The sequence below is a fragment of the Pseudomonas izuensis genome, from assembly GCF_009861505.1.
Classification (GTDB): Bacteria; Pseudomonadota; Gammaproteobacteria; order Pseudomonadales; family Pseudomonadaceae; genus Aquipseudomonas; species Aquipseudomonas izuensis.
This window is the reverse complement of the sequence record NZ_WTFT01000031.1, coordinates 1-26,880: the sequence shown is the minus strand read 5'-3', so window position 1 is coordinate 26,880 and position 26,880 is coordinate 1. Positions and strand designations below refer to the sequence as shown.

At 61.4% G+C, this 26,880-nt stretch carries 22 protein-coding genes; 5 read left to right on the top strand and 17 right to left on the bottom strand.

Annotated features, from left to right (window positions below):
• Positions 1-79 precede the first annotated feature (79 nt).
• Positions 80-1,204, top strand: coding sequence for an MBL fold metallo-hydrolase (locus GPL81_RS23320; protein ID WP_246218969.1), 1,125 nt, complete (start codon positions 80-82; stop codon positions 1,202-1,204).
• Between the two features lie 121 nt (positions 1,205-1,325).
• On the opposite strand, the gene GPL81_RS23315 is transcribed toward GPL81_RS23320, so the two are convergent.
• Positions 1,326-2,069 carry an SDR family NAD(P)-dependent oxidoreductase gene (locus GPL81_RS23315; protein WP_160108624.1) on the bottom strand — a complete coding sequence of 248 codons (744 nt, stop codon included), beginning with the start codon at positions 2,067-2,069 and terminating at the stop codon, positions 1,326-1,328.
• 298 nt (positions 2,070-2,367) lie between these two features.
• On the opposite strand from GPL81_RS23315, the gene GPL81_RS23310 reads away from it, so the two are divergent.
• Entirely contained in the window at positions 2,368-5,064 is a 2,697-nt protein-coding gene (locus GPL81_RS23310; RefSeq protein WP_160108623.1) for a winged helix-turn-helix domain-containing protein, read from the top strand.
• A 93-nt stretch (positions 5,065-5,157) separates the two neighbouring features.
• On the top strand, positions 5,158-6,312 hold the full coding sequence (locus tag GPL81_RS23305; protein ID WP_160108622.1) for an iron-containing alcohol dehydrogenase: 1,155 nt from the start codon (positions 5,158-5,160) through the stop codon (positions 6,310-6,312).
• 135 nt (positions 6,313-6,447) lie between these two features.
• Here the strand turns inward: GPL81_RS23305 and GPL81_RS23300 are convergent, their stop codons facing one another.
• The 5 genes from GPL81_RS23300 to GPL81_RS23280 form a co-directional block, all read right to left on the bottom strand.
• Positions 6,448-7,389 carry an electron transfer flavoprotein subunit alpha/FixB family protein gene (locus tag GPL81_RS23300; RefSeq protein ID WP_160108621.1) on the bottom strand — a complete coding sequence of 314 codons (942 nt, stop codon included), beginning with the start codon at positions 7,387-7,389 and terminating at the stop codon, positions 6,448-6,450.
• Entirely contained in the window at positions 7,389-8,138 is a 750-nt protein-coding gene (locus tag GPL81_RS23295; protein ID WP_160108620.1) for an electron transfer flavoprotein subunit beta/FixA family protein, read from the bottom strand. Before GPL81_RS23295 ends, GPL81_RS23300 begins: the two co-directional genes overlap by 1 nt.
• Positions 8,139-8,164: 26 nt before the next feature.
• Positions 8,165-9,028 (bottom strand): MBL fold metallo-hydrolase, encoded by an 864-nt coding sequence (locus GPL81_RS23290; protein ID WP_160108619.1) that lies wholly within the window; start codon positions 9,026-9,028, stop codon positions 8,165-8,167.
• A 244-nt stretch (positions 9,029-9,272) separates the two neighbouring features.
• A complete protein-coding gene (locus tag GPL81_RS23285) occupies positions 9,273-11,054 on the bottom strand; it encodes an acyl-CoA dehydrogenase C-terminal domain-containing protein (RefSeq protein WP_160108618.1) in 1,782 nt (593 codons plus the stop codon).
• Entirely contained in the window at positions 11,051-12,286 is a 1,236-nt protein-coding gene (locus GPL81_RS23280) for a 3-hydroxyacyl-CoA dehydrogenase (RefSeq protein WP_160108617.1), read from the bottom strand. The genes GPL81_RS23285 and GPL81_RS23280 overlap by 4 nt, the downstream gene beginning before the upstream one ends.
• Before the next feature lie 96 nt (positions 12,287-12,382).
• On the opposite strand from GPL81_RS23280, the gene GPL81_RS23275 reads away from it, so the two are divergent.
• Complete coding sequence (locus GPL81_RS23275; RefSeq protein WP_160108616.1) at positions 12,383-13,282, top strand: LysR family transcriptional regulator; 900 nt, start codon at positions 12,383-12,385, stop codon at positions 13,280-13,282.
• 377 nt (positions 13,283-13,659) lie between these two features.
• Here GPL81_RS23275 and GPL81_RS23270 read toward each other — a convergent pair whose 3' ends face one another.
• The 5 genes from GPL81_RS23270 to GPL81_RS23250 form a co-directional block, all read right to left on the bottom strand.
• Positions 13,660-14,430 carry an SDR family NAD(P)-dependent oxidoreductase gene (locus tag GPL81_RS23270; protein ID WP_160108615.1) on the bottom strand — a complete coding sequence of 257 codons (771 nt, stop codon included), beginning with the start codon at positions 14,428-14,430 and terminating at the stop codon, positions 13,660-13,662.
• Positions 14,431-14,478: 48 nt separating this feature from the next.
• Positions 14,479-15,570, bottom strand: a complete 1,092-nt coding sequence (locus GPL81_RS23265; RefSeq protein ID WP_246218968.1) for an alpha/beta fold hydrolase — start codon at positions 15,568-15,570, stop codon at positions 14,479-14,481.
• Positions 15,571-15,981, bottom strand: a complete 411-nt coding sequence (locus tag GPL81_RS23260) for a hypothetical protein (protein WP_160108614.1) — start codon at positions 15,979-15,981, stop codon at positions 15,571-15,573.
• 21 nt (positions 15,982-16,002) lie between these two features.
• A complete protein-coding gene (locus GPL81_RS23255; RefSeq protein WP_160108613.1) occupies positions 16,003-17,319 on the bottom strand; it encodes an alpha/beta hydrolase in 1,317 nt (438 codons plus the stop codon).
• 96 nt (positions 17,320-17,415) lie between these two features.
• A complete protein-coding gene (locus GPL81_RS23250) occupies positions 17,416-18,039 on the bottom strand; it encodes an NIPSNAP family protein (RefSeq protein WP_160108612.1) in 624 nt (207 codons plus the stop codon).
• 276 nt (positions 18,040-18,315) lie between these two features.
• Here GPL81_RS23250 and GPL81_RS23245 point away from each other — a divergent pair, with 276 nt between their 5' ends.
• On the top strand, positions 18,316-19,632 hold the full coding sequence (locus GPL81_RS23245) for a hypothetical protein (RefSeq protein ID WP_160108611.1): 1,317 nt from the start codon (positions 18,316-18,318) through the stop codon (positions 19,630-19,632).
• Positions 19,633-19,655: 23 nt separating this feature from the next.
• Here the strand turns inward: GPL81_RS23245 and GPL81_RS23240 are convergent, their stop codons facing one another.
• The 6 genes from GPL81_RS23240 to GPL81_RS31745 all read right to left on the bottom strand — a co-directional run bounded on the left by GPL81_RS23240 (position 19,656) and on the right by GPL81_RS31745 (position 26,045).
• The gene (locus tag GPL81_RS23240; RefSeq protein WP_160108610.1) at positions 19,656-20,672 is read right to left on the bottom strand and encodes a M14 family metallopeptidase; all 1,017 of its coding nucleotides are present in this window, start codon (positions 20,670-20,672) and stop codon (positions 19,656-19,658) included.
• A gap of 15 nt (positions 20,673-20,687) precedes the next feature.
• Entirely contained in the window at positions 20,688-21,680 is a 993-nt protein-coding gene (locus GPL81_RS23235) for a DMT family transporter (protein WP_160108609.1), read from the bottom strand.
• Entirely contained in the window at positions 21,680-22,378 is a 699-nt protein-coding gene (locus GPL81_RS23230; RefSeq protein ID WP_096511615.1) for an ABC transporter permease subunit, read from the bottom strand. Before GPL81_RS23230 ends, GPL81_RS23235 begins: the two co-directional genes overlap by 1 nt.
• A gap of 18 nt (positions 22,379-22,396) precedes the next feature.
• Positions 22,397-23,110 (bottom strand): ABC transporter permease, encoded by a 714-nt coding sequence (locus GPL81_RS23225; RefSeq protein WP_121100989.1) that lies wholly within the window; start codon positions 23,108-23,110, stop codon positions 22,397-22,399.
• A 123-nt stretch (positions 23,111-23,233) separates the two neighbouring features.
• Positions 23,234-24,016, bottom strand: coding sequence for a transporter substrate-binding domain-containing protein (locus GPL81_RS23220; protein ID WP_160108608.1), 783 nt, complete (start codon positions 24,014-24,016; stop codon positions 23,234-23,236).
• A gap of 25 nt (positions 24,017-24,041) precedes the next feature.
• Complete coding sequence (locus GPL81_RS31745) at positions 24,042-26,045, bottom strand: aminotransferase class I/II-fold pyridoxal phosphate-dependent enzyme (RefSeq protein ID WP_160108607.1); 2,004 nt, start codon at positions 26,043-26,045, stop codon at positions 24,042-24,044.
• Positions 26,046-26,880 lie beyond the last annotated feature (835 nt).

Sequence of the window (26,880 nt, the reverse complement as noted above, 5' to 3'; positions counted from 1 at the left end):
GGGTAGGGGAACACCCCCCTTTCTGAAAGGGGGGTGTTCCCCTACCCCCCTCCCGGTAAAGTCGATTACATGGAGCTGAATGCAGGCCTGTACCGGGCGCGTCGGCGATAAAACCCTCAGGAGAAAAATGATGGACGACACCTCGATCAGCCCCGGCGCGCCGATCAGTTACCCCTGCGCCACCTTGCCGTCACCTGGCGTGCCTGAGCAGATTGTTCCGGGTGTGAATTGGCTCAGGTTGCCGCTGCCAGTGTCGCTGGGGGCCATCAACGTCTGGCTTCTGGGCGACGGGCCTGGCACCACCCTGGTCGATTGCGGCATTTACGATGATCAGACGGTCGCCCTTTGGAACACCCTGCTGGCCGGTGCCCTGCAGGACGCACCGCTGACCCGGATCATCGCCACCCACCTGCATCCCGACCATGTCGGCATGGCCGGCTGGCTGAGCCGCCAGACCGGCAGCCGCTTATGGATGACGCGCCTGGAATACCTGCAATGCCGAATGCTGACCAGCGACAGCGGGCGACCGGCACCGCAAGAGACGCTGGCGTTCTACCAGCGCGCCGGTTGGGACGCACAGACCCTGGAGCTCTATCGCCAGCGCTTCGGCCGTTTCGGTCGCATGATCTCGCCCTTGCCCGACAGCTACCGGCGCATTCGCGACGGCGAGCGACTGAACATCGGCGGACATTGTTGGGAAGTGGTGGTGGGCGCCGGTCATTCGCCGGAACACGCCTGCCTGTACGACGCGGACCGAAAGCTGCTGATTTCCGGCGACCAGGTGTTGCCGCGCATCTCGTCCAACGTGTCGGTACAGCCGAGCGAACCGGATGCCGACCCGATGCACGACTGGCTCGAGTCGTTGAGCACGCTACGCCGCCGTGTTCCGGACGACGTGTTGGTGTTGCCGTCGCACAACAAGCCATTCCGTGGCCTGCATACGCGGATCGGGCAATTGCAAGCCGATGCCCTTGGCGCGCTGGAGCTTCTGCGCAAGGGCCTGGATGAGCCCAAGCGCGTTGTCGACCTGTTTGAGCTGCTGTTCAGTACAGCCGTGCGCAACGACGATCCCTCTCGACTCACCCTGGCGACCGGCGAGACCCTGGCGTGCCTCAATCACCTGTTAATACGCGGCGAGGTCAGCGTCAGCCTCGATGAACAAGGCGTGGCCTGGTATCGAAGCCGCAAGGGCCCTGCGGTCTAATTGTAGGAGCGAGCCTGCTCGCGAAAAACGCCAGGGCAACGCGATCATTCAGATGGGCGCGTTATCGTTGACGTCCATCGCGAGCAAGCTCGCTCCTACAGGGGGATGCGTTCATTTAAGATCAGCGGGTGCCGCACTGGATATCCAGGGTCAGCCCGTTGAGGTAGGCATTCTCCACCACATGCTGCACCAACGCGGCGAACTCTTGCGGGTGGCCCATGCGACGCGGGAACAGCAACCCGTTGACGATGGTTTCGGACACTTTTGCCGGCATACCGGCGGACATCCCGGACTCGAACAGGCCCGGTGCCAGGCTTACCACGCGGATGCCATGTTCGGCCAGGTCGCGGGCGATGGGCAGGGTCATGCCGATGACGCCGGCCTTGCTGGCGCTGTAGGCCGCTTGCCCCATCTGGCCTTCTCGAGCCGCGCCCGAGGCGGTATTGATGATCACCCCGCGCTCGCCGGTTTCCTCGGGATCGTTCGCGGACATGGCCAATGCGGCGTGACGGATCATGTTGAACGTCCCCGTCAGATTGACGCCCAGCACCCGGTTCCACAGATCCATGGGAAACAGCTGGCCTTTGGAAAGGGTCTTGCACGGCCCCAGGATGCCGGCGCAGTTCACCGCCACATGCACCGCACCGAAGCGTTGCACCACCGCCTCGATACCCGCCTTGACACTGGCTTCGTCCGAAACGTCGACGGCGATGCCGGGAATGCCATCGAGCGCCGCGTCGAGCCGTTGCTGATCGAGGTCGAAACCCACCACCTTTGCACCAGCGGCTGCCAGCGCCTTGCAAGTGGCCAGGCCAAGCCCTGATGCCGCGCCCGTGACGACGGCTACTTTATTATCCAGTTTCATCGTGATTCCTTCGTTGGCACCCGGAATGGGGGCTTGGGCAGATCTTAGAAAACAAGACCCCCTTCGCGTCCCTCCCTTTGCGGATGGCCAAACACCGCGGGCCCCCTGTAGGAGCGAGCCTGCTCGCGATGCCGATGTATCAGCCGCCGAAAAGGTTGAATGTGCTGGCGCCTTCGCGAGCAGGCTCGCTCCCACAGGGGCTTAAATGGCACTATCGTAAAATCTTGACCTGCACCGACAGGTTGGCTAGTTTCGCCCGGCGCGAGAGTCGCCGTGACCGTGGCGCGAGGATAAAAAGTTGCCGGACACCCCCGCCAGACACCTGGTCTCCACCAAGTTTTCCCCCCCGCGCATCGGCACCCGCCATGTGGCGCGCAGCGCCCTGCTCGCGCAACTCAAGCGCATGCATCACTGCACGCTGGCGTTGGTCACCGGTGCAGCCGGTTATGGCAAGACCACCCTGCTGGCCCAGTGGCGCCAGGATCGCCTCAAGGCCGGCGCGGAAGTCGCCTGGGTTTCGCTGACAGTCGACGACAAGGGTTACACAGCCTTCTGCACGGCTTTTCTCGAAGGCATGCGGCGCCTGGGAATCGAGGTCGACATCAACCTGTTGCGCGAAGACAACACGCTCAGCGCAATAGAAGCCTCGGTCGCCATCATCGTCGATGCGGCCGCCATGCTGAGCAAGGAGCTGTACCTGATTGTCGACGACTACCATCATGTAGAAGCCCCCCATGCCCATAAACTCATCCAGAAACTGCTCGACCAGAGTCCGGGCAATCTGCACCTGGTGCTGGCCTCACGCGTCAACCCGCCACTGAGCCTGTCGCGCCTGCGGGTCATGGACCAGGTGGTCGAAATCGAAAGTGCCGAACTGCCGTTCGACCTGGCCGAAACCCGCACTTTCGTGGAAGAAAACCTCGGTGCCGACAAGATCAACGCCGATGAACTGAGCCTGATTCATGACCTGACCAGCGGCTGGCCGTCCTGCCTGCAACTGATCGTCATCATGCTCAAGAACCGTCCCGATACCCGCTCGATCCTCAATGACCTGGTGTGGCGTTCCAGCGACCTGCAGACCTACTTGCGCGAAGAGGTGGTGGCACACCTGCCCATCGAGCTGGTGGAGGTCGCCGAAACGTTGTCGATTTTCCGTCGCTTCAATGCCCCCATGGCCATGGCCGTGACCGGCAATACCGGGGCCGGCGAGCTGATCCAGCGCATGGAAGACGAGAACCTGCTGATCTATCGGGTGGACTCCGATGACCGCCTGATCTGGTATCGCTTCCATCCCCTGTTCGGCGAATTCCTCACCGCACGCCTGGAGCACCGGATGCGGGATGTGCGTGCCTTGCATCGCCTGGGTGCCCACTGGTTCGCCGGCCATGACTGCCTGACCGAGGCGGTTCGTCATGCCTGCCTGGCCGAGGATGTCGATTTTGCCATCCAGGTGATCGAACGGACCGCCCCGGCGACCTGGACCCTGGACTACCTCGCCCCGACCTTGCGCCTGCTGGAGCGCCTGCCCGAGGACGTGCTGTTTCGCCATCAACGCCTGCTGTTTCTGGCCTGCCTCACCGTGTCGCTGACCTCGCGCCCAGGCCGGGCGAAATCCTGGCTCGGCCGATTGCAGGCCAGCGACCTGAGCGAACATCCCGAGCTGGCCAGCGGCCTGCCGTTGATCCACGGTGCCATCGCCGTGCAGGACGACGACAGCGAACGTGCCATCCGCCTGCTGGAACCGGTGCGCGATGCACCGATGGAAAACCCCTTTCTGCGCTATGTGTTGCTGGCAGCACTGGCCGTGGCCTATACCACGGCGGGTCGCTACGCCGATGCCCGGCGCCTGTTCGACATCCATCCGATCCCGCCGCAGGATCGCGGCAACGACATGGCGCTGGTGGCAGAATCCGCTCGCTTGACCACCTACATCGCCGCCGGTGAGATGGGCGTGGCAGAACCGCTGGTGTCCGAATTGCTGGAGCGCTCCACCCGTGAAGGCGGTCCTCGCTCGATCTGTGCCAACCTGTGTGCCAGCCTGCTGGCCGATGCGTTCTACGAACTCGACCGGATCGATGACGCGCGCGAACTGATCGCCAACCGCTTCGGCCTGCTGCACTCCTCTGTCCCGGACGTGATCGTGCGCACCAACATCAGTCGCAGCCGTCTCGACCTGCTACAGAAAGGCCCGGATGCCGCCCTGAACTTTCTGCGCCAACAAATCGCCCACCTGCGCTGTCTGGGGCAGATCCGCCCGGTGGCCCAGCTGTTGGGCGAGCAGATCCGCGTGTGCCTGATCAAGGGACAGCGCAGTCATGCCGTGGAACTGTTGCAATCGCTCGAAGCGCTGGCCCGCGAGCACGGCAGCGAACGTGTAGGCCGGGCGGAATTGCCAATCATTGCCACCCTCGCCCGCGCACGGGTGCTCAGCAGCGAAGACTCCCAGGCCGCGTTGCAGGCGCTCAATGAAGTGAAGGACTACGCCGACGATTTCCACCGCGGGCGCTTGGGCGTGCTCGTCGACCTGTTGGCGGCCGGGGTTCTGGAAGATCTCAAGCGCCCCGAGGACTCCCTGCTACGGCTACGTCGGGCCGTGGAAACCGGGCAGCGCCTGGGACTGGTTCGCACCTTGCTGGACGAGGGTGCATTGAGTGAAAAATTGCTGCCTCGCCTGGCCGGTGGCGACCTGCAAGCCCCTGTACGCCAGTACGTGGACGAACTGATCGACAAGCTCACCGGTCCCTGCGCGCCATCCCCGGCAACGCCACGGGTGCGGCGGACCCCGACACCCGGGCAAGCGCCGCAATTGACGCCACGGGAACGCGAGATCCTCAGCCTCGTCGCCCAGGCCATGTCGAGCAAGCGTATCGCCCTCACGCTCGACATCACCCTGGACACGGTGAAGTGGAACCTGCGCAATATCTTCGCCAAGCTGGGGGTTTCCAGCCGTTACGACGCCATGGTCTGGGCGCGCAATCAAAAACTGATCGACTGACCCCTCTCTTCCGGAGGGGGGGAAACCTCGGTATCAGACACTTAACCTCGCAGGACACTGCCGATACAACGGCCAATCCACGGGGAAGACGACATGACGCGCCGCCTGCTATTCAACACCACCCGCTCCATCATCATCGAACGCGGTGCCGCTGCCCGCCTCGCCGAACAGGTCCAGTCCATGGGGCATCGCTCCGCGCTGCTGGTCACCGATGCCGGGGTGCTGGCTACCGGCCTGCTGGCACCGGTCGAACGCGGGTTCGCCCAACTGGGCATTGCGCTGCAGGTTTTCAGTGACGTACAGGCCGATCCGCCAGAGTCCGTGATCCTCGAAGCGGTGCAAGCTGCCCGAGAGTGCTGCGCCGACTGTGTGATCGGCTTCGGCGGTGGCAGCTCTCTGGATGCGGCCAAGCTGACGGCGCTGTTGGCGCGTAGCGAGGAAACCCTGGCGCAGATCTACGGCATCGACCAGACCAATGGCCGGCGCTTGCCGCTGATTCTGGTGCCGACCACGGCGGGCACCGGCTCCGAGGTGACCGCCGTGTCGGTGATTACCACCGGCGAGGGCCAGAAGAACGTGGTCATCTCACCGGCGCTTTTGCCTGACATCGCCTTGCTGGACGCGGACCTCACCCTGGGACTGCCCCGCTCCGTGACGGCTGCCACCGGCATCGATGCCATGGTGCATGCCATCGAGTCCTACACCTCTAGGCACCTGAAAAACCCCATCTCCGATTGCCTGGCCCGGGAGGCGCTGCGTCTGTTGGGGGAAAATCTTCTGCGCGTTTGCGACAACGGCCAGGACGCAGCAGCGCGCGAGCACATGTTGCTCGGTGCTTGCCTGGCCGGCATGGCCTTCGCCAATGCCCCGGTCGCTGCCGTCCATGCGCTGGCCTATCCATTGGGCGCCCGCTTCCATATTCCCCACGGGCTGTCCAACTCGCTCGTGCTGGCGCCGGTGATGCGATTCAACCTGGAAGCCGCCGCGCCGCTCTACGCCGAACTGGCCGTTATCCTGCTGCCGGAGCTACAAGGTACGGTGACTGAAAAAGCCATCGCCCTGATCGACCATCTGGAGGCACTGCCCGGCCGCCTTGGCCTGCCAACCCGCCTGCGGGACATGGGCATCACGCTGGACGATCTCGATGCGCTGGCCACTGACGGCGCCAAACAGACACGCCTGCTCGGCAACAATCCCCGCGAGCTGAGCCTGGACGATATTCGGGCGATCTATCAGCAGGTGTTCTGAATAGCGAGTGCCGAGAAACACACAGCCCTTGTAGGAACTGGCTTGCCAGCGAAGACGGCGGCACAGCCAACATCAGCGTGACCGGAAAACCGCTTTCGCTGGCAAGCCAGCTCCTACAAAAGCAATGCGGACAGATCAAACCAGCCGCTCAAGCTCCGGCACAGCTTCGAACAAGTCCGCCACCAGGCCGTAATCGGCCACCTGGAAAATCGGCGCTTCTTCGTCCTTGTTGATCGCCACGATCACCTTGGAGTCTTTCATGCCGGCCAAATGCTGGATCGCCCCGGAGATGCCCACCGCGATATACAGCTGCGGCGCGACAATCTTGCCGGTCTGCCCCACCTGCATGTCGTTGGCGACAAAACCTGCGTCGACCGCCGCACGCGAAGCGCCGACGCCCGCGCCGAGCTTGTCGGCCAGCGCATACAGGTGCTTGAAATTGTCGCCACTCTGCATGCCGCGACCACCGGAAATGATGATCTTGGCAGCGGTCAGCTCGGGACGGTCGGACTTGGCCAGTTCCTCACCGACGAAGCTGGAAGTGCCGGCGTCATAGACCGTATCCACGGTTTCAACGCTGGCCGCGCCCCCGACAGCAGCGACCGGGTCAAAACCGGTGGCGCGCACGGTGATCACTTTGACCACAGCGCTCGATTGCACGGTAGCGATGGCGTTACCGGCGTAGATCGGACGCTTGAAGGTGTCGGCGCTTTCGACCGCGATGATCTCGGAGATTTGATCGACGTCCAGCTGCGCGGCAACCCGCGGCAAGATGTTTTTGCCGCTGGAAGTGGCCGACGCCAGGACGTGGCTGTAAATCGAATGTTGCTCGATCACCAGGCTGGCGACTAACGGTGCGATGTTCTCCGGGAGCTGATTGGCGTAGGCCGCGTTGTCGGCCACCAGCACTTTGACCACACCCGCGATGTTGGCGGCGGCTTCAGCCACGGCCCCTACGCCTGCGCCGGCCACCAGTACGTGAATGTCACCACCGATTTTGCTGGCGGCTGCCACGGTGTTCAATGTGGCCGCAGCCACGACCTTGTTGTCGTGCTCAGCGATTACCAGAATAGTCATCAGATCACCTTCGCTTCGTTTTTCAGTTTCTCGACCAGTTCAGCCACCGACTTGACCTTGATGCCCGCGCTACGCGAAGCCGGCGCCTCGACGTTCACGGTCTTGCAGGTGGATACGATGGAAACGCCCAGTGCCTCCGGGGTGACGGTTTCCAACGGTTTCTTCTTGGCTTTCATGATGTTTGGCAGGGACGCGTAGCGCGGCTCGTTCAAACGCAGGTCGGTGGTTACGATGGCCGGCAGTTTCAGGGAAACCGTCTGCGCACCGCCGTCGATTTCACGGGTGACAGCCACGTTGTCGCCGCTGATTTCGACTTTGGAGGCGAACGTGCCCTGCCCGTAACCGCTCAATGCAGCAAGCATCTGGCCAGTCTGGTTGTTGTCGCTGTCGATGGCTTGTTTGCCAAGGATCACCAGTTGCGGCTGTTCCTTGTCGACCACAGCTTTCAACAGTTTGGCAACGGTCAGGGAAGTCAGATCTTCGGCGGAATCGACGAGGATGGCACGGTCGGCACCCAGAGCCAGCGCGGTGCGCAGTTGCTCCTGGGCGGTGGACGGGCCGACGGAGACGACGACGATTTCAGTCGCTACACCCTTCTCTTTCAGGCGAACGGCCTCTTCCACGGCGATTTCGCAGAACGGGTTCATTGCCATTTTCACGTTGGCGAGGTCGACGCCGGAGCCATCCGCCTTGACGCGGACCTTGACGTTGAAGTCGACCACGCGTTTTACCGCAACCATTATTTTCATTGGGGACTCCTCTTGAGCGGGTTGTTTCAACTGTCCAGCCGATGCAGAACGGGGTGATGATCGAAAGGTTGATAACGGTGTTGCTTGTCCCGGGCGACCTTGATCAATGCGACGCCCGGGTCGCGGGCCAGGAACAGCCGTCCACCGTTGGCCACCAGGTGGTCGAGCAGGCGTTCCTTCTCATCGATCAGGCTTTCCGGATTGCGGTCGAAGGCCGTGGTCAGATCCAGTGCAAGCCATTGCCTGGCCGGCACCAGGTCACCGGCAAAGACGATCGGACCGCCGGGCATCTCGATCTCAGGCAGTAGCTGCCCCGGGGTGTAGCCATCGCTGACATGAAAGCGCCAGCCCTCACCCAACAAGCCGTTCGCGCGTTCGTCGATCAGCTGCAAGCGCCCACTGCCCTGCAATTGGCTGATGATCTGCGGCACGAACAGTGCCCTGTCGCGCGGGTGCGGATGGTTGGCGCGCGTCCAGTGCTGGCGGCCGACCAGATAGCGGGCGGCCGGGAACAGCAACCGAGGCGTATCACCTTCACTGACGGCCTGGCGCAGTGTCGGGCCAAGCATTGCGTGCAGGTGGGTGAGCACGACGATGTGGACCTGCCCTTCTTCCACGCCCACACGGGCGAGGCTGTCCAGCAGCCCAATGGCTGGACGCTGGCAGCGACAGGTGCGCGCCAGCGGCGCCAGCAACGCATCGGTGCCGGCCATGACCAAAATGTTCAGGCCGTCCTGTTGAACCAGCAGTGCGCGCGAGGCCAGTTCGACCTCGTTGTCGTGGTCGGGACTCAGCCACTCCATCCAGGCGCTGCGCGGCGTCGTGCCAAACAACGCACCGCCATCCAGCCTGCGCGGCTTGCCTGTCAGCGAAAATAATTTGCGATACACCCAATGCACCTCTCTGAACACGTTCCACCCCGATTGCCTGCAAGGGGGTTGGGGTATGGGGAGCTTATCCAAAGAAGGCCATGCATGACCCTCCCTTGAATGGGTGGTCAGCACGTCCGAATTGCACCCACCCCTTTTTGGGGGATGGCGGGAGATGGTGGCTGTAGAGCAGTCGCGCGGTCGATGGCCAAGACATCGACCGCGCGGGTTGTCGGACCGTTTGTCGTTGTGAGGTTGCGCGGGATCAGAACGCGAAATCGGTCTCAGGCATGGCCATCAGGCAACCGGCACCGGCCAGCAAGGCCTCACGATGCGCACCGGCCCGTGGCAGCACCCGGCGCAGGTAGAAGTCCGCCGATTGCAGCTTGGCCTGGTAGAACGCGACTTCCCCGGTGCCGGCCGCCAAGGCCTCAGTGGCACGCACAGCCGCCTGTAACCACAGGGCGGCCAGCATCACGTACGCCGAGTAAGCGAGGAAATCCACCGACACGGCGCCGATCTCTTCGGGATCGCGGCGACAGGCTTGCAGCACCGCATCGCCCAGGTTTCGCCATTCTGCAAGGCGCTGCCCGACCCGCTCGGCCATCTCGGGTTGCGATGTAGCCAGTGCCACCTGGGTGGCCAGTTCGTCAATCAGTGCATTGAGTTCGCTGCCGCCATCACCGAGCAGCTTGCGGCGGATCAGGTCCAGCGCCTGTATGCCGTTGGTACCCTCGTAAAGCTGGGTGATGCGGCTGTCGCGCATCAGCTGCTCCATGCCCCACTCGCGGATAAATCCGTGGCCGCCGTACAGCTGCACGCCCAGGCTGGCAACCTCCTGGCCGCAGTCGGTGAAAAACGCCTTGATCATCGGGATGAGCAACGCGGCGCGACGGGTCGCGGCGTCACGCTGCACCTCGTCGCGGGCACCGTGTTCGAGATCCAGCTGCCGGGCAGCGTAGACCGCCAGCATGCGGCAGCCTTCGCTGAGGGTTTTCTGGATCAGCAGCATGCGCCGCACGTCCGGGTGAACGATGATCGGGTCGGCGGGTTTATCCGGCGCCACCGGGCCGCTGATCGAACGCGACTGCAAGCGTTCGCGGGCATAGGCCAGGCCGCCCTGGAACGCCGCTTCGGCAATGCCCAGGCCCTGCAACCCGACCTGAAACCGTGCATCGTTCATCATGGTGAACATGCAGGCCAGTCCTTGGTTCGGCTGCCCGACCAGCCACCCAGTGGCGCCGTCGAAGTTCATCACACAGGTGGACGCCCCCTTGATGCCCATCTTGTGCTCCAGCGCACCACAGCTCAGGGCGTTCCGTTCACCCAATGAACCATCGGCGTTGACCAGCCGCTTGGGCACCAGGAACAGGCTGATCCCTTTGACCCCGGGCGGTGCATCGGGCAAACGGGCGAGTACCAGGTGAATGATGTTGTCACTGAGGTCCTGCTCGCCGCCGCTGATGAAGATCTTGCTGCCGCTGAGTCGGTAGCTGCCATCGGCCTGGGGTTGGGCACGGGTGCGCAGCAACGCCAGATCGGTGCCGGCCTGGGGTTCGGTGAGGCACATGGTGCCGGTCCACTCGCCGCTGACCAATTGCGCCAGATAGCGCCGCTTGAGTTCGTCGTTGCCGTGGCGATTGAGCGCCACGACCGTGCCTTCGGTCAGCCCGGAGTAGACCCGGAACGACAGCGAGGCGCTCATCAGCATCTCGTGGAAGCTCGCCGAAAGCATTTGCGGGAAGCCCTGGCCGCCGAAATCCACCGGCCCGGTCATGCTCGCCCAACCTTGCTCGACAAATAGCTTGTAAGCCTCGGGGAAGCCATCCGGCGTGGTGACTTCACCGTCCTGCAACCGACAACCCTGCTCGTCACTGTTGCGGTTGAGCGGTGCCACCACCTCGGCGGTAAACCGCGCGGCTTCTTCGAGCACACCGTCAATGGTGTCGCGGTCCAGGCCGTTGTCCAGTTGCCGGCAATGGCCGGCCACGTCAAACAGTTCGTGCAGGACAAAACGCATATCGCGCAGCGGCGCCTGATAGTTCATACCTGGCCCTCCACATCGGCAAAGCCTTTACCTGCCGCTATCAGCCGGGCAATCAGCGGCGCCGGCTGCCAGTGTGCGCCGTGCAGTTGTTGCAAACGCTCCAGACGCTCCCGGATCGACGCCAGACCCTGGCCATCGGCCCAGCTCATCGGTCCGCCGACCGCCGCCGGGAAGCCATAACCATTGAGGTAGACCCGATCGATGTCTTGGCTGTTGTCGGCGATGTTTTCCTGGAGGATCTTCGCGCCCTCATTGACCAGTGCCAACAGACTGCGCTCGACAATTTCCCGGTCGTCGATCACGCGGCGTCGATAGCCCAGATCGCTGCTGATTCGTTCGATCAGCGCGTCGACTTCAGGGTCATGCCCGGCCTCGCGACTGCCTTCGGCATACCGGTAATAGCCACGGCCGGCCTTCTGGCCAAAGCGGCCGAGTTCGCACAGGGCGTTGTCGACCTGCACCAGCGGACTGTCCATGCCCTGCCCGGCCAACTGACGGGCGCGCCACTCGAGATCGACACCGACCACGTCGTACATGCGAAACGGCCCCATGGCAAAGCCGAAGGCCTGCAGTGCGCCGTCCACCTGCCGGGGCAGCGCGCCTTCAAGAAGTATCTTGCGGGCCTCGTCGGCGTAGGCCTTGAGCATGCGGTTGCCGATAAAGCCACGGCAGTTGCCGGCCACCACCGCCACCTTGCCCAGTCGTTGCCCCAGTTGCCTGGCCACTTCCAGCACGGCCGGCGAAGTCTGGGCGCCACGGACGATTTCCAGCAATTTCATGATGTGCGCCGGGCTGAAGAAATGCAGGCCCAGCACCTGCCCGGGACGCGCGGTGACGGCGGCAATGGCGTCGATATCCAGTGCCGAGGTGTTGCTGGCCAGGATCGCGTCTGGCTTGAGGGTGTTGTCCAGGGTGCGGAAAATGTCCTGCTTGAGTTCCAGGTTTTCGTACACCGCCTCGATCACCAGGTCGACATCGGCCAGTGCCGCATAGCTGTCGACCGCCTGCACACGGGCCATATTCTGCTCGGCCTGCACTTCGCTGATGCGTCCCTTGACCACCTGATGGGCCCAGGTGTCGGCGGCCATCTTCAGGCCGGCGCTGACCATCTGCGGATTGGCGTCCAGCCACAAGACCGGAATACCGGCACTGGCCAGGCTGATGACAATTCCCCGGCCCATGGTTCCGGCGCCTACCACCGCGGCCTGTTGTACGTTAAATCCGTTGTTCACACCGACACCCCTGTACTGAAAAGAAGGATTGCCGACACCCTAAGCAGCTGCCTACTATTTGAGAAATTTCATTTTCATATGTGTGATATTTGGAATATGAATACAACCAATTTCGACCTCAACCTGCTGCGCATCCTCGATGTGTTGCTGCGTGAACAGAACGTCTCCCGTGCCGCCGAGCGCCTGGCCCTCAGCCAGCCGACCGTGAGTAACGCCCTGGCGCGCCTGCGCGAGCTGCTCGATGACCCATTGCTGGTGCGCATCGGCCGACGCATGCAACCGACGCCCAAGGCCCTGGCGCTGGAGGGCCCGATTCGCTCGGCCTTGCAGCAGATCGAACAGACCCTCAACGTCGACGAACGCTTCGACCCGCGCTACAGCCGCCAGACCTTTCGTATTGCCATGACCGATTTCGTCGAGCAGCTGTGCATGCCAGGGCTGTTGCGGCACCTGCAGGACAGCGCGCCCAACCTGCGCCTGGACATCGCCCCCCTGGCGCCCAGCCTGCCGATCGACGCCCTGGACCGTGGCCAGCTCGATTTGGTGCTGGGCCGATTCGACGAAATTCCCGCACGCTTCGCCCGTCATCTCTGGCGCAGCGAAACCCTGCAAGTCGCGTTGCGACGGGACCACCCGGTAGTCACGGACGCACTGGATCTCGAAACCTTCCTGCGCCTGCGTCACCTCTGGGTACACGGCGGCCAGACGCGCGGCATGGTCGACCAATGGCTGGGCGAACAAGGGTTGTCGCGGCAAATCGTCTACACCACCCCCAACTATTTGCAGGCGGCGCATCTGGTGGCGGCTTCCGATCTTTGCGTGGTGTTGCCGACCCAACTGGCGCGCAACTTCGCAAGCTTGCTGCCCCTACAGCTGCATGATTTGCCGTTTGCCCTGGAAGCGTTCGAACTGGACGTGGTGTACCTGGCGCAACGCGGGCAAGATCCGGCACTGGACTGGTTGGTGGGGGAAATTTTGCGGGTCGGCAAAGGCTGATCAGCGCCCTGTAGGAGCTGGCTTGCCAGCGAAAGCGGTGGGTCAGGCGACCTGTTTATCGTTTGAAGGAATGCTTTCGCTGGCAAGCCAGCTCCTACAACAGAAATGCATACCCACCCAATAGCACACGCGATCCCGTGTAGGAGCTGGCTCGCCAGCGAATGCGGTGGATCAGTCGACTTGTTTATCGCCTGGAAGAACGTCTTCGCTGGCAAGCCAGCTCCTACAAGGGAAAAGCATACCCACCAAATGGCACACGCGATCTTCTGTAGGAGCTGGCTTGCCAGCGAAAGCGGTGGGTCAGGCAACCCGTTTATCGTCTGAAGGAATGCTTTCGCTGGCAAGCCAGCTCCTACAAGGGAAATGCGCGTTGGTCTTTACAGTCCCGAAACGAGGTGCCCGCCGTCCACCGTAATCACCGAGCCTGTCATCCAGGACGATGCCTGTGTAGCCAGGAGCAATAGCGCGCCGTCCAGTTCCTGCGGGGTGCCCAGGCGCTGCATGGGGATGCGTTTGATCAACGCCGCCCCCTGCGGCGTTTCCCAGGCCGCTTGCGTCATCTCGGTCGAAATATAGCCCGGTGCGATCGCATTGACGCGAATGCCATGACGCGCCCATTCCAGTGCCAGACTCTTGGTCAAATGCACGACGCCAGCCTTGGAGGCCGAATAAGCCGCGACGCCCGGCATTACCCGTTCACCCTGGATGGAGGCGATGTTGACGATAATCCCGCCCCGCCCCTGTGCCTTCCATTGCCGCGCCACTTCTGTGGACACCAGCCAGACGCCGCGCAGATTGGTGGCGATGATATCGTCGAACTCATTGAGCGGCTGCGTCATCGCCGCCCCTTCATGGCCGATTCCCGCATTGTTGACCACCACATCCAGCGGTTTTCCCGTTGCGGCAATCGTGGAGACGGCCTGCGCGACGGAGGATTGGGAGGCTACGTCCAGTTCGATGACCGTCACGTGCTCTGCGCCCAGTTCATGAAGTTCGCCAGCCAAGGCTTCCAGCCGCGATGTACGTCGTGCGCCGATCACCACCTGGGCGCCGCAACTCGCCGCCAATCGGGCGAAATGACTGCCAAGCCCCGATGACGCGCCTGTGATCAAAATCCGTTGCCCGCGGAGCATCGCACCCAGGTTCATTGCACTTCACCTCTCTTGAGTTTTTTATCGGTTGTGGGGGGAGGAAAATTACACGGAACGCTGTCCCAGCCACTGATCGAGCGCCGGCCACATGCGTTTTTTCGCCGCGGGCCCCGCTATCAGGCTGACGTGCCCCCCAGGCAGCATGATTTCCTGCTTGTCCGGCGAACCCACCTTCGCGACCAGCGGCCGGGCACAGGCCGGAGGTACCAGCGTGTCGTGCTCGGCGATCACATGCAGCACAGGCACCTTGATCTTCGTCAGATCAATCTTGCGGCCTGCGATATGCAAGTCGCCCTCATGCAGACTGTTCTTCCACATCAATTGCTTGATGATCTGGCGATAGTATTCGCCTGCCAGCGGCAAGTTATCGTGGCCCCAGCCAACCATCATCCGGTGGTTCCTGACATAGGTGTCGTTCCACAGGTTGTCCCACAGCCGCAGGTGTCCGGCGATACGCCCTGCCGGACGCTGCAGGTCTATCGCTTTCATGATCATGTCACCCGGGATGATGCCTACCGTATCGACCAGCCGGTCGACGTCGAAGAAGCGTTCGTTGGCAATGCCGCGCGACCAGCTCATCTGCGACCAATCCACCGGCGTCGTGAAGCACACCAGATTCTTCAACGGCCCGTCCGCATGCAGCGCCGCATAGAGGGTCGAAAGCACACCGCCCATGCAATAACCGGCCAGCGTCACGTCTTCGACCCCGGCGTCGGCCTGTACCCGGGCAATGCAGTCCGGAATGAAGTCCAGTACGTAATCCTCGATCCGCAGGTGTCGCTCTGCCTGGGTCGGCGCATTCCAGTCCATCACGTAGATGTCGTAACCACGCCCGATGAGGAACTCGATCAGGCTCTGGCGCTCGGCCAGATCGAAAATGTAGGCCTTGTTGGTGGTCGCCATCACCAACAGCAGCGGCACCCGATACACGTCGTTGCGAGTCGCGTGATACCGGTACAGGCTCAGCGTGCCACGCCGGTGCAGCAACGTCTTGGGCGTCATCCCCACGGCGGGCCCTGGCGAGCCGAGGTATTCGAGCCCCTTGAGGCGGCGTTTGATCATCCGCTGGACTTCGGTGCGCAGCCGGCCAACGGGGGAACGGGTCTGAGCCTGGTCTGGGTGGGTTGGAGCCATCATTCAATCCTCTTTGGGCTCACGCCGGGTGGCCGGTTTGAGTGCACGCTTCACCGACTTCGGCGCAACCTGTACGGTGTCCGGCTGCGGTGGCGGGCGACGGGTGCGTGACGGCCGAGGCACCAGTGAGGGCTTGACGGGTGATGGCAGCAATTGATCAACCTTGTCCTCCAGGCGCCGCACGGCACCGGCAAGCGCATCGACTTCAGAGCGACTGGGCAATTCCAGGCCCCGCAAGACACTGGCCAGAGAACGTTCGAACACATGCTGCATGCCTAGGGAAACCCTGGAAAACTGGTTGGCAACCTGAGCGAACTCGGCCGACTCCATCTTTCGGGAAGCCAGCGAATTGATTTCGCCTTCGATCAGGGTGACGGCTTCACGCCACATCTGGAACGGATCAAGAATTCCCACGGCAATACTCCTTGGTCAGCTTTACGTTTCTGGATAGGTCCGGTGAGCGACCCTTCGGTCTAAGCGAGCGACAAGACGGCGGCGCAACAGGGTCAAGGGCACGCACCAGGGTCGCAGCACCAGGCGGGTGGCACGGGCGGCCGTCGGAGACACCTGGCGCAATAGCGTGCCGCTCCAGCGCTCGGTCGCCACCCAGGTCATCAGGCTCGATGCCGTCAGTTCACCCATTGCCGCGCACAGGCTCGATGGCCGCGTGGATGCCGTGTCGCCAATTTCCACCGTACAGTCAGGCGCGGGTTCGGTACGAAATGCGGCGGCCAGTGACTCGCCGATGCGCTGCAAGGCATCGCGACCAGCGCCTATGACGGCGTCGAAATTCAGGAAGCCATGGAATTGGCCCCGGTAATGCAACAGCTCCACCGCCACCCCCGCCGCACGCAGGCGTGCGGCGTAGTCCAGCCCGTCGTCACGGATAGGGTCGAAACCCGCACTGATAACCAATGCCGGGGGCAAGCCGCGCAAATCCCGGCGGCGGCGCGGAGACAGCCAGGGATCTTCGGGATCGAGCGAATCGAATGAGCCGGCAACGGTCTGCTTGATCTGCGCCAACAGTCTGTCGGTGATCATGAAGCCGTCGGCATTCTCGACGTTGGAAGGAAACGCCTGCAGCAGGTCGGTCGCCGGATAAGCCAGCACCTGCAGGCAGAGCGTCGCTCCATCGCGCCGCAATGCCTCCTGGGCCACGGCGGCGCAGATGTTGCCGCCTGCCGAGTCGCCACCGATGGCCAGTCGCGTGGTATCGATTCCCAGCGCCGCGCCGTTCCGGGCGACCCATTGCAGCGCCGCGAGAAAATCCTCACGCCCGGCGGCCAGATCATGCTCCGGCGCCAGTCGATAGCGCACAGCAATGCTGATGCAGTTGGCGTTGTGAGTGGTGCTGCGGCAAATCGATTCGGCGGTATCCAGTCCCCCGACCACAAATCCGCCACCATGGCACCACAGGAATGCCGGCAGCGGTTGATCGGTATTGTCCGGCCTGAAAATACGCAACTCGATCGGCCCTCCCGGGCCGTCGATGACTGTCTCATTCACCGTCGCGACCGGAAGCTGTTGCCCCAGGGCCATCGACGTCAGGCGCCATACCTCGCGCAACTGGCGCAGCGAATAGTTTTCGACCGGGCGCAGGCGTGTGGCCATGTTGAGTATGCGTAGAAAAGCCCGGGCATCGCGATCGGGACGACCTGCACGGCGCACTTGCGGCATGCCGATCACACCCGCCCGGACTTGCCGGGTGCCATTACGGGTTTGCCCTGCGGGTGAGTCATTTGGCGCGGTCATTCAATATCCCTCGAATGTTTCCTGCCAACAGCCTACCCAGAACGACCCGCTCACTCCCCCACTCATGTAGATGGGGAGGCCCCCACCCCACCCTCCTCATTGCAACGGCGAAAACACCGCTGGCAGGTAAATCGTCGAACACATGTCGCGCAATTGCGGCCCTGAATTTTCCGGCGGCCAGACGCCGTCCGCCACCGCCTGGGTCCGCACTTGCAGACGCTGCTCCAGGGTGGTCCAGGGCCAGATGTGCAGGTAACGCGGCAGCGCGCCGTCAGTGGCATAAAACGCCGCGTACACCGGTGAGTACTGTTCGGCGGTACGCGGTTCGATGGCCTTGGCCCAGCCTTCGAGTGTCGGTTGCAGTCCGGAGCTGATCAGGTCGTAGACGCGCAATTCGTAAAATGGTCCATGCTGGCCGGGACGCAAGGGTTTCAGGAACGGAAACAGACTGTAGTTTTCGATCCGCAGGTCCGTCATAAACTCGTTGATGCCGAAGGCCTTGCCTTCCAACAAGAAACGCTCGCGCTCGGCCTGGCGCGAGATTTCGTCGGCGAAACCACGCAGCATGGCAATCTGGTTCAACTGGCCGATCTCGGAGGCCCAGCAGCCCATCAGGGTGCCGCCGACCTTGGGGTCGGCCAGTGAAGCTTCAATGCGCGTCAGTGCTTGCGCGACGGTGCGGACCCGCACCGTGAAGGTGATCAATTCAAAAAAACGCATGAAGTGCTCCGACAATAAACAGCCACAGGCTTTGGAGCCCGACAGCCTATGGCAAGGCCCGGCGACAGAGTATTCAAGTGATCACCATTGGTTACGGCAATTACCGTAGTCCGCTAGGTGGTTTCCTTATACGTGCTCAGCACATACAGCTGGCAAAACCATCTACGCGCACATCTCAACCCCTTGAGCGTTTTGTGAAAGCTTTACTTTCTTTTGATGAATGAACATTCACGGGAACAGCGACACAATCCTTAAACACATTGAGAAACTCAAAAATTGAAACCGATCACACTCTGCCCTCCTCCTTCTCTAATCAATCAATCGTTCGAACCCTTATCAAAAACAGTTCACTGTCGCCAATCGATTTTCAATATCGAACAACTAATCAACACCCTTCACATCAACAACATCGACATAACGAAAGCTGAGCGCGAGCAACTATTGCGTGCCGAAGTCACGTCAGCCCCTCAGGATGCTTGCAATTCCGACAACCGTTACTATGACACTCAAAAACTAATAAGAGGTGAGTACAAGTTCAACGACCTGAAAACCGACATCACCTATATAATTGATCACGACAAAACAAATACACTGACAAGGATTTTAAACAACAAGCACAGCGAAAAGACCACAAGCTTCTCAATACCAACCGCAACCTTTCATGACATGCAAATTGAACCATTAACGGCAGACGACTATAAAGCCGGCTTGCCTTTTTTGTTGAGTTGCAAAACCCAACATTGTGATTTTGTCGGTGGGTTTGGCGGTAACTATCCCTTGGCAGAATATCTTTCATCTGACGGAGTGTCCTGCAGGATCCTGCGAGCCGGAGAGTACGTAGGTCATATCAACGTCTGGAAAGATACAGAGGGTAATCTCATGCTTGGGACTCTGGCAGTCAGGCAAGATGAAGTGAAATCCAATATATTGCGCCAGACAATGGAAGTATTTGCCAAATGTCTGCTTGAGGAAAACACCGACACAAACGCAATATTATTGGGGATGGGTGGGCAGAATCTTCAAATTCTCTATCCAGGCACATTTTCTGCTGGCGGCGAAGGATATTCTCCACTGGGTAAAATTCGACATGAAGACAATATCCTTGATAAGTTCCGTGACGAAACACAGAAAATTTCAAGTGTCACCCACACGAAAATTTATGGACAAGTTAACCTTCACGATCAAGACAGTATTGGCATGGCCCCCAACAGTCGGCTCGACATGAAAAATGCACTGATATTCATGGACGCGGAAAAAGCCAAAGTCGTTGACAGCAATGCAAATTCCCTATTTGAGAGCATTCATACCCAAGGTGCCTATCGCGAACAGAAGACAAACAGAACAATCACATGGCAGAACATTAAAAATCGAGGAGAAGATTACCGTCGGGATAAATTTCGCTCTATTGAGCTTCATCTCCTTCAGCAAGGCATTACCGATGTCAGACTTGAACACTCACAAGGCCAGGACCTGATGATTTCCACACCGCAAAGGCCAGAAAACATGCCTTATCCTGTTCTCGACAGTAAAGTGATAGAGGATCGGTTCTTCACCAAATTAAGGGTAGGTGGTCAGACGCCCAGGCAGCACTGACCGTGTTTTCTCATCAATTCAATTCAGTTCGGGTCCAGCAATCCACCACTCCAATTGCGCGACACCCGACGCCCCGTGAACTTCGCCACCCCCATGCCCTGGGAGATCAACCGATCGCGATAACGTGTGACCAGTCGCCCGGTCTGCTCGGCGTACAGCACCACTTCGGAAGACGGATCGCCCGGCCGGCGCAGGATTCGCGCAAAGCGCTGGCCTTCTTCGACGAGATCACCCAGTTCCTTTTCAAAGATCAGCACCCCCGGCTGCGGCGCCAGTAGGGTCTCCATGTGACCCATTTCCACGGCCTCGACAGGCCAATCGATGGGCGACACCGAGTCGTCGATGACGCCGTAGCCGCAGAGCCAGGCATACAGTCCCTCGGCGTCCTGTTGGGCGAGCCGGTCGCTGACGTCACCCTGCCCCCGCAACTCCAGAGTCGCGGCCATGCGCCCTTCGGTGGTGCCGTCGCGCAACCAGGGCGCAATGAGGGTTTCCTCGAAGGAGCCATCGCCGCCGTCATCCCAGATGATCGCCACGTCCATCTTCATCGCCGCTGCCAGCTCGCGGCCACGGGGCCAGAAGCTGCGGTGAACGTAGAGGTAGGGCAGCGCTTCGTCGTCGGTGTGCAGGTCGAGCATCACATCTGCCGATGACGCCAGTTGCACCAGTTTCTGCTGCCATTGCTGGACAACGGTCGAAGGTCGTTCCATCGCCGCCGACTGGTCGAATCCACGGTTGAAGTTATGCCCGGTCGCATCATGGTATCGACCAAGAATCCGTCCCTGGCGAAACTGGCCGATGCCCAGGGGATTGGCCTGTGGCACCACGGTGACGCTGCCCTTTAGCTTGCCCTCGGACTCGGCGACCTGAAGACGCTGCATCAACAGGTGCAGCACCAGCATCCCGGCGATTTCATCGGCATGCACCCCGGCCTGCAAATGCACCTTCGGCCCCTGGCCATCGCCCTCAAAACGCCAGGCACCGACCTGCACCGTATCGCCGTTATTATTGAGAATGTTGAACGAAACATCCCGCACCATGCATTTGCCCTCCCCTTATGACTGTCTTTGGCGATGATCGATGGCCTCGGGTTCGTGTGCCGCCCCGCCATCGGCCTGCGCATCGGCCGCTGCCGGATAAAGGGGCTGCGACACGGAGCATTCGGCGCCGACGACGTCCTGGGAGGCATGCCGGCCGAAAATCATCGCCAGGGTGCCGCTGACGGCGATCAGGCCGGCGCCGATCATCAACGATACATCCATCAACGTGCCCCAGATCAGGCTCGACAGCAGGAACGCCCAGATCAGCCCGGTGTACTCGAACGGTGCCAGCACAGTCGCGGTGGCGCGCTGGAAGCTGGCGAACAACAGGAATTGCCCGATACCGCCCATCAAGCCGGCGCCAAGCATGCCCAGCCAGGCAGGCGTCGGTGCCGGGGTGTGGGTCCAGGGCAACGCCACCGCCATGCAAATGACGAAGACCACGTTGGTGATCAGCATTTGCTCCAGCACCGAGGTCTGCTCATCGACCTGGCGCAACTGGATATAGGTGAACGCCCAGCACATCGCCGCCAGCAACGTCAGCACAATCGGCAACGGATCGGTCATGTTGTCGGGACGGCAGGCAATCACCACGCCGACAAACCCGATGATCAGGGTGAACCACTGCCAACCGCTGACGCGCTCTTTGAGAATCACCGTTGCCAATACCGTGACCATGATCGGTGCCGAGAAATACAGGGTGGTCATCTCCGCCAGGGTCAGGTCCCTCGCCGCCGTGTAATACAGCAGCCAGGCGGCGATCGAGAGCAAACCGCGCACCACCAGCAAGCGCCGACTGGAGGAACGCCAGGCACGCTGCACCAGTTGCAGGCGCCCCACCAGCAGGCAGGCGACCGCCACCACGAGGGCGCGCCAGAACAGGATGGTGAACACCGAATAATCGGCTACCAGCCATTTGATACCGGCGTCCTGCAAGGACAGAAACGCATACCCCAGGGTGCACAGGCCAATGCCTTGCAGCGAACGATCGACCACTGGCTTGTTCATCACGCGGACCTGCGCACCGGCGTTCCGCGCCGCTCGGCGAAGGCAAACAGCCCTTCGATCAGGAATGTCAGGCACACGTAGACGCCGGCCACCAGCAGCAACGGCTCGTAGACTTGCAGGGTCTGCGCCCGCACCACGTTGGCCGCGCCCAGCAGGTCGATCACCGCGATGGTCGAAGCCAGCGCCGTGGACTTGAGCAGCATCACGGTTTCGCCGGCCAGGGTCGGCAACAGCAGACGCAGCGCCCGGGGCAACCGCACCCGCAACAGGGCCTGGCGCGCGGTCATGCCAAAGGCCGAGGCCGCTTCCATTTCCCCTTTGGGTACCGCCAGCAGGCCGCCACGAATCACTTCACCGACATAGGCGCCCATCGACACCACCAGGGCGAAGACGATGTACCAGTAACCGTCGCGCAGATAAGGCCAGAGAAAGCTGCCGCGAATCAGCGGGAACTGGGCAAACAGGCTGCCGATTCCGTAGTAGAAGATGTAGATCTGGATCAGCAACGGCGTACCGCGCGTCACACTGGTGTAGAACAGGCTGACCTTGGCGATCACCCTGTTTTTCGAAATCCGCGCCAACGCCACCAATACCGCCAGTGCATAACCGAACACACTGGAAATCACCAGAATGGCGATAGTCGTTTGCAGCCCACGGAGCAACAGCGACGCGTATTCAACGATCCATGCTGGAATCATTTCATTCTCTCTGCCGGTTTAATCAACAAGAGGCATCCAGCGACGAATGCGTCGCTCCAGCCGTCCCGACAAATAGTTGGACACCAGTGTCACCACGTAATACAGCGCGGCAGCCGTGAGGTAGAACAACAGATAGTGACGCGTAGAACCCGCGCCTTGCTTGGCGGTGTACAGCAGCTCGTTGGTGCCGACCACACTGATCAGGGCGCTGTCCTTGATCAGGTTGATCCACAGGTTGGCCATCCCGGCCATCGCGTAGGGCGCCATGATCGGCAGCGTGACGCGACGGAACAGGGCGAAACCGTGCAGACCGAAGGCCTTTGCCGCTTCGATCTGGCCGAAGGGAATCGCCTGGATCGCCGCGCGGAAAATTTCCGAGGCGTAGGCGCCCTGCACCAGGCCCAGCACCACAATGGCTGCCAGCGGCCCGCTGACATTCACCACGCCGTAGCCGAGCGAGGTCATCAATGAGTTGAGCAACATGGAACCGACGTAGTACAGCAACAGGATCAGCAACAACTCCGGTACCGCGCGAAACAGCGTGGTGTAGCCACGGGCCAGCGCGGCAATCGGTTTTGGCGCGCCCAATTTCAGGCAGGCCACCACCAGACCGATGGCCAGCCCGAGCACAAAGGCCCCGGCGGAGATCTGCAGGGTCATCCAGAGCCCCTTGAGCAGCGCCCCGCCCCATCCTTGTTCGCTGAAATTGATCAAATCGAACATTGCTGGCATTTCACTCTCCAGTCAAAGCACCACCGGTCCTTGTGGGAGCATGGCTTGCCCGCGATGCTTTTGGCGGCCTCAAGGGCCCCATCGCGGGCAAGCCATGCTCCCACAGGTATTGTGTTCAGTTCATTAGAACGCCGGCTTCACACTGGCCCCGAAGTAGCTCTGGGAAAGATCGTCATAGTCCTTGCTCGCCAGCAAAGCCTGGATTGCCTTGTCGAGTTTGGCCTTGAGTTCGGTATCGTCCTTGCGAATGCCGGCACCCACGCCCTTGCCGAACAGCGGGTCATAAGGAACCGTGGCGAGGTAGGCCAGGTTTTCGGCGTCCGGGGACTTCATGAACGCCGTCATGGCCGTACCGTCCGCCATCATCAGGTCGAGGCGACCGGCTACCATGTCGGCATTGGCCGAATCCTGGGTGTCGTAATACTTGATGTCGGCAATTTTTTCGTAATGGGCTTTGAGGAAACTGGCGCTGACCGTTGAGTTCTGTACGCCAATGGTCTTGCCTTTAAGGTCGTCCGGGTACTTGGCGACGGTAGTGCCCTTGGGGCCAACAATCGCAACCGGCGTGTCGTAGTAAGCCTTACTGAAGGCAATCTGTTTTTCCCGTTCTTCAGTCACCGACATCGAGGAGAAAATCACGTCGATCTTCTTCGCCAGCAGCGACGGAATGATCCCGTCCCATGACACTTCCTTGATTTCGCAATCGGCCTTCATTTCGCTGCACAGCTTGTGGATCAGGTCGACTTCAAAGCCCTTCCATTCACCGTTGGCCTGTTTCTCGGTGTACGGCGGATAGGGTTCGGCCGCCACCGCGAACCTGATCGGTTGCGCCTGGGCCGCACTCATTCCGGCCAGCATCAAGCAGGCCGCGCCAGTCAACCAGTTTGCCAAACGTCGATTTCCCATTTTTTTGCCCCGTCTTTTGTTGTTTTTAGCGAGTTTGATGAGCGTTGACGAATTGCCGGCAACGCTCGCTGCGTGGGTGTACGAACACTTCGTCCGGCGAACCGGTTTCCTCGATCAGGCCTTGATGCAGGAAGGCGACCTTGGAAGAGACATCGCGTGCGAAGGCCATTTCATGGGTCACCAGGATCATGGTCCGGCCTTCTTCGGCGAGAGAGCGGATCACCCGCAGCACTTCCCCGACCAATTCCGGGTCGAGTGCCGAGGTGGGTTCATCGAACAGCATGACCTTGGGCCGCATGGCCAGGGCCCGGGCGATGGCCACCCGTTGTTGCTGCCCCCCCGAGAGAAACGCCGGGTACTCGTTGCGCTTGGCCGCCAGCCCCACGCGTTCGAGCAAGGCTTCGGCCCGTTCAGTGGCCTCCGCCCGGCTCTCGCGCAGGACCTGGGTCGGCGCTTCGATGAGGTTTTCCAGCACCGTGCGATGGGGCCAGAGATTGAAGTTCTGGAACACCATGCCCAGGCTGGAACGGATGCGTACCAACTGTTTGGCATCGGACACCAGCGGCGCGCCGGGGCGGGAGTGGTTCAGATGAATGCTTTCGCCGTCCACCAGGATGCGCCCCTGATCTGGCACTTCGAGCATGTTGATGCAACGCAGCAAGGTGCTTTTACCCGAGCCGCTGGCACCGATCAGCGAGATCACCTCGCCTTCGCGGGCGGTCAGGGACACGCCCTTGAGCACCTCGATGTTGCCGAAGCGTTTGTGCAGCTGCTCGACTTCGATCATGGTCCGGGCGGCCACCGGTTCGACTGTCGCCTGGCTGGTCACGCGGCTGATAACCGGCCTTGGCGCTTCGCCTTTGAGCACCAGGACAAAATCGCGAATACGCTGGCAGGCCTCGGCCAGTCGTTCTTCACCGAGGGTGAACGACAGCCGCACGAAGCCTTGGGCCGGTTCGCCGAAGGCGGCGGCATCCAGCACCGACACCCGCGCCTCGCGCAGCAAACGCCAGGCAAACTCCAGGGACGTCAGGCCGGTACCGCGCACATCCACCAGCACGAACATGCCGGCATCGGGCTTGAGCACAGAGATGCCAGGGCAATCCGACAGCCCCGCTACCACTCGATCACGACGCCGGCGATAGATGTCGCGCATGCCGTGGGTGACTTCGTCGTGAGCCTCGACGGCTTTCAACGCGGCTTCCATGGCGAACCCCGGCAAGCCGTAGAGCATGCTCAACACCAAGGTTTCGGCATGGGCGACCAGGGCCGGATGGGCGACGATCCAGCCAATTCGCCAACCGGTCATGGCGTGGGATTTCGACAGACTGCCAATCACCACACAACGCTCGGCCATGCCCGGCAAGGCCGCCAGGCTCAGATGGTCGCGCTCGAAGGCCAGGCTCTCATAGACCTCGTCCACCACCACCCATAAGTCGTGGGCGATGGCGAGCTCGGCAATGGCTTGCAGCTCTTCGCGGTTGAGCATTACGCCGGTGGGGTTATTCGGGTTGGACAGGAAAATCGCCCGGGTCCGCGGGGTGATGGCTTTGGCCAGCACTGCCGCATCCAGGCGAAAATCATCGTCCGCCGAGCACGGCACCCGCACCAACGTCGCGCCGGAGGCCTTGAGCGTCGCCTCGTAAGTGACATACATCGGATCAAGGGCAATCACTTCATCGCCGGCACTGAGCAGGCACATCGACGTCACGAACAAGGCGTTCTGCGCCCCGGCCACGGCAATCACATTGTTAGCTTGCAGTTCGCGGCCGAATAACTTGCCGCAACGTGCCGCGATGGCTTCGCGCAAGGCCGGGCGGCCAGCAATTTCGGTGTAGTGGGTGTCACCTTCGCGCAAGGCCTGGATGGCGGCATCGGTGATGAAGTCGGGGGTGGGGAAATCCGGGTCGCCGATACTGAGAATGATCACATCCTCGCCTCGGCGTCGCGCTTCATAGGCCGCGTAGTGAATATCCCAGGCGTCGACGCCCTGGCCTGATATCCGCTCAACAAAGGGTGAAAACCGCATGCCAGTGCCTCGTTCGAAATGAAGAAACGCAAGCCCGCAACCAGCCGGGAGAGAAGGTGGAACGAACATAGTCCAGGCTGAACACTCGTTCAACAGAAAACTGATCAGGGTTCGCGTTCAGCGTAAACAGGTCGTTTTTACGACAGTCGCGGCGTTTTTGTTCATCTGCCCGTTCAATAAAACCGGCGGTCAATAGGAATTGGATTGGGGGTATATCCATTTTTCAGGTGATGGCTGCTGGCGGTTCCGCCCTTACGGCGGGTCACTTTTGAAAGAGCCGGAATGCCGGCCCAGCCAAAAGTAACCAAAAGGCTCTTGCCCCACCACTCGGTGCCTCGCCTAGGCTCGGCATGCCCTCTCTCCGGCATTGCTCCGTGGGTCGCCGCGATGGGCCATCCCTGGCCCAGCGCGGCTAAACCGGCGTCCTGCCGGTTTACCCACGGAGCAATGCCTGCGTTCGGCCATCGTGGTTTTACGGGGCGCCTAAATCAAAAGCCAAAGCGAGGCGGCCTGACAGCCGACCTGATTTCAGGCTTGCCCGCGATCCCCTGTGGGAGCGAGCCTGCTCGCGAAAAACATCCAGACATCACGATCATTCAGGCAGCACGCGTTATCGTTGACGACCATCGCGAGCAGGCTCGCTCCCACAGGAGATCAGGGCATTTGCCAAAGCCAGGTCGGCTGTCAGGCCGCCTCGCTTTGGCTTTTCGCGGTGTTCGCCCCCTCGTGAGGCCGAGTGGAGGTTCTGCGCAGTGGGCAACCCGGCATGGATGCCGGGTTAGCCGCGCCCGGCCAGGGATGGCCGATCGCGGCGGGGCCCGGGGGGGGGGGGGGG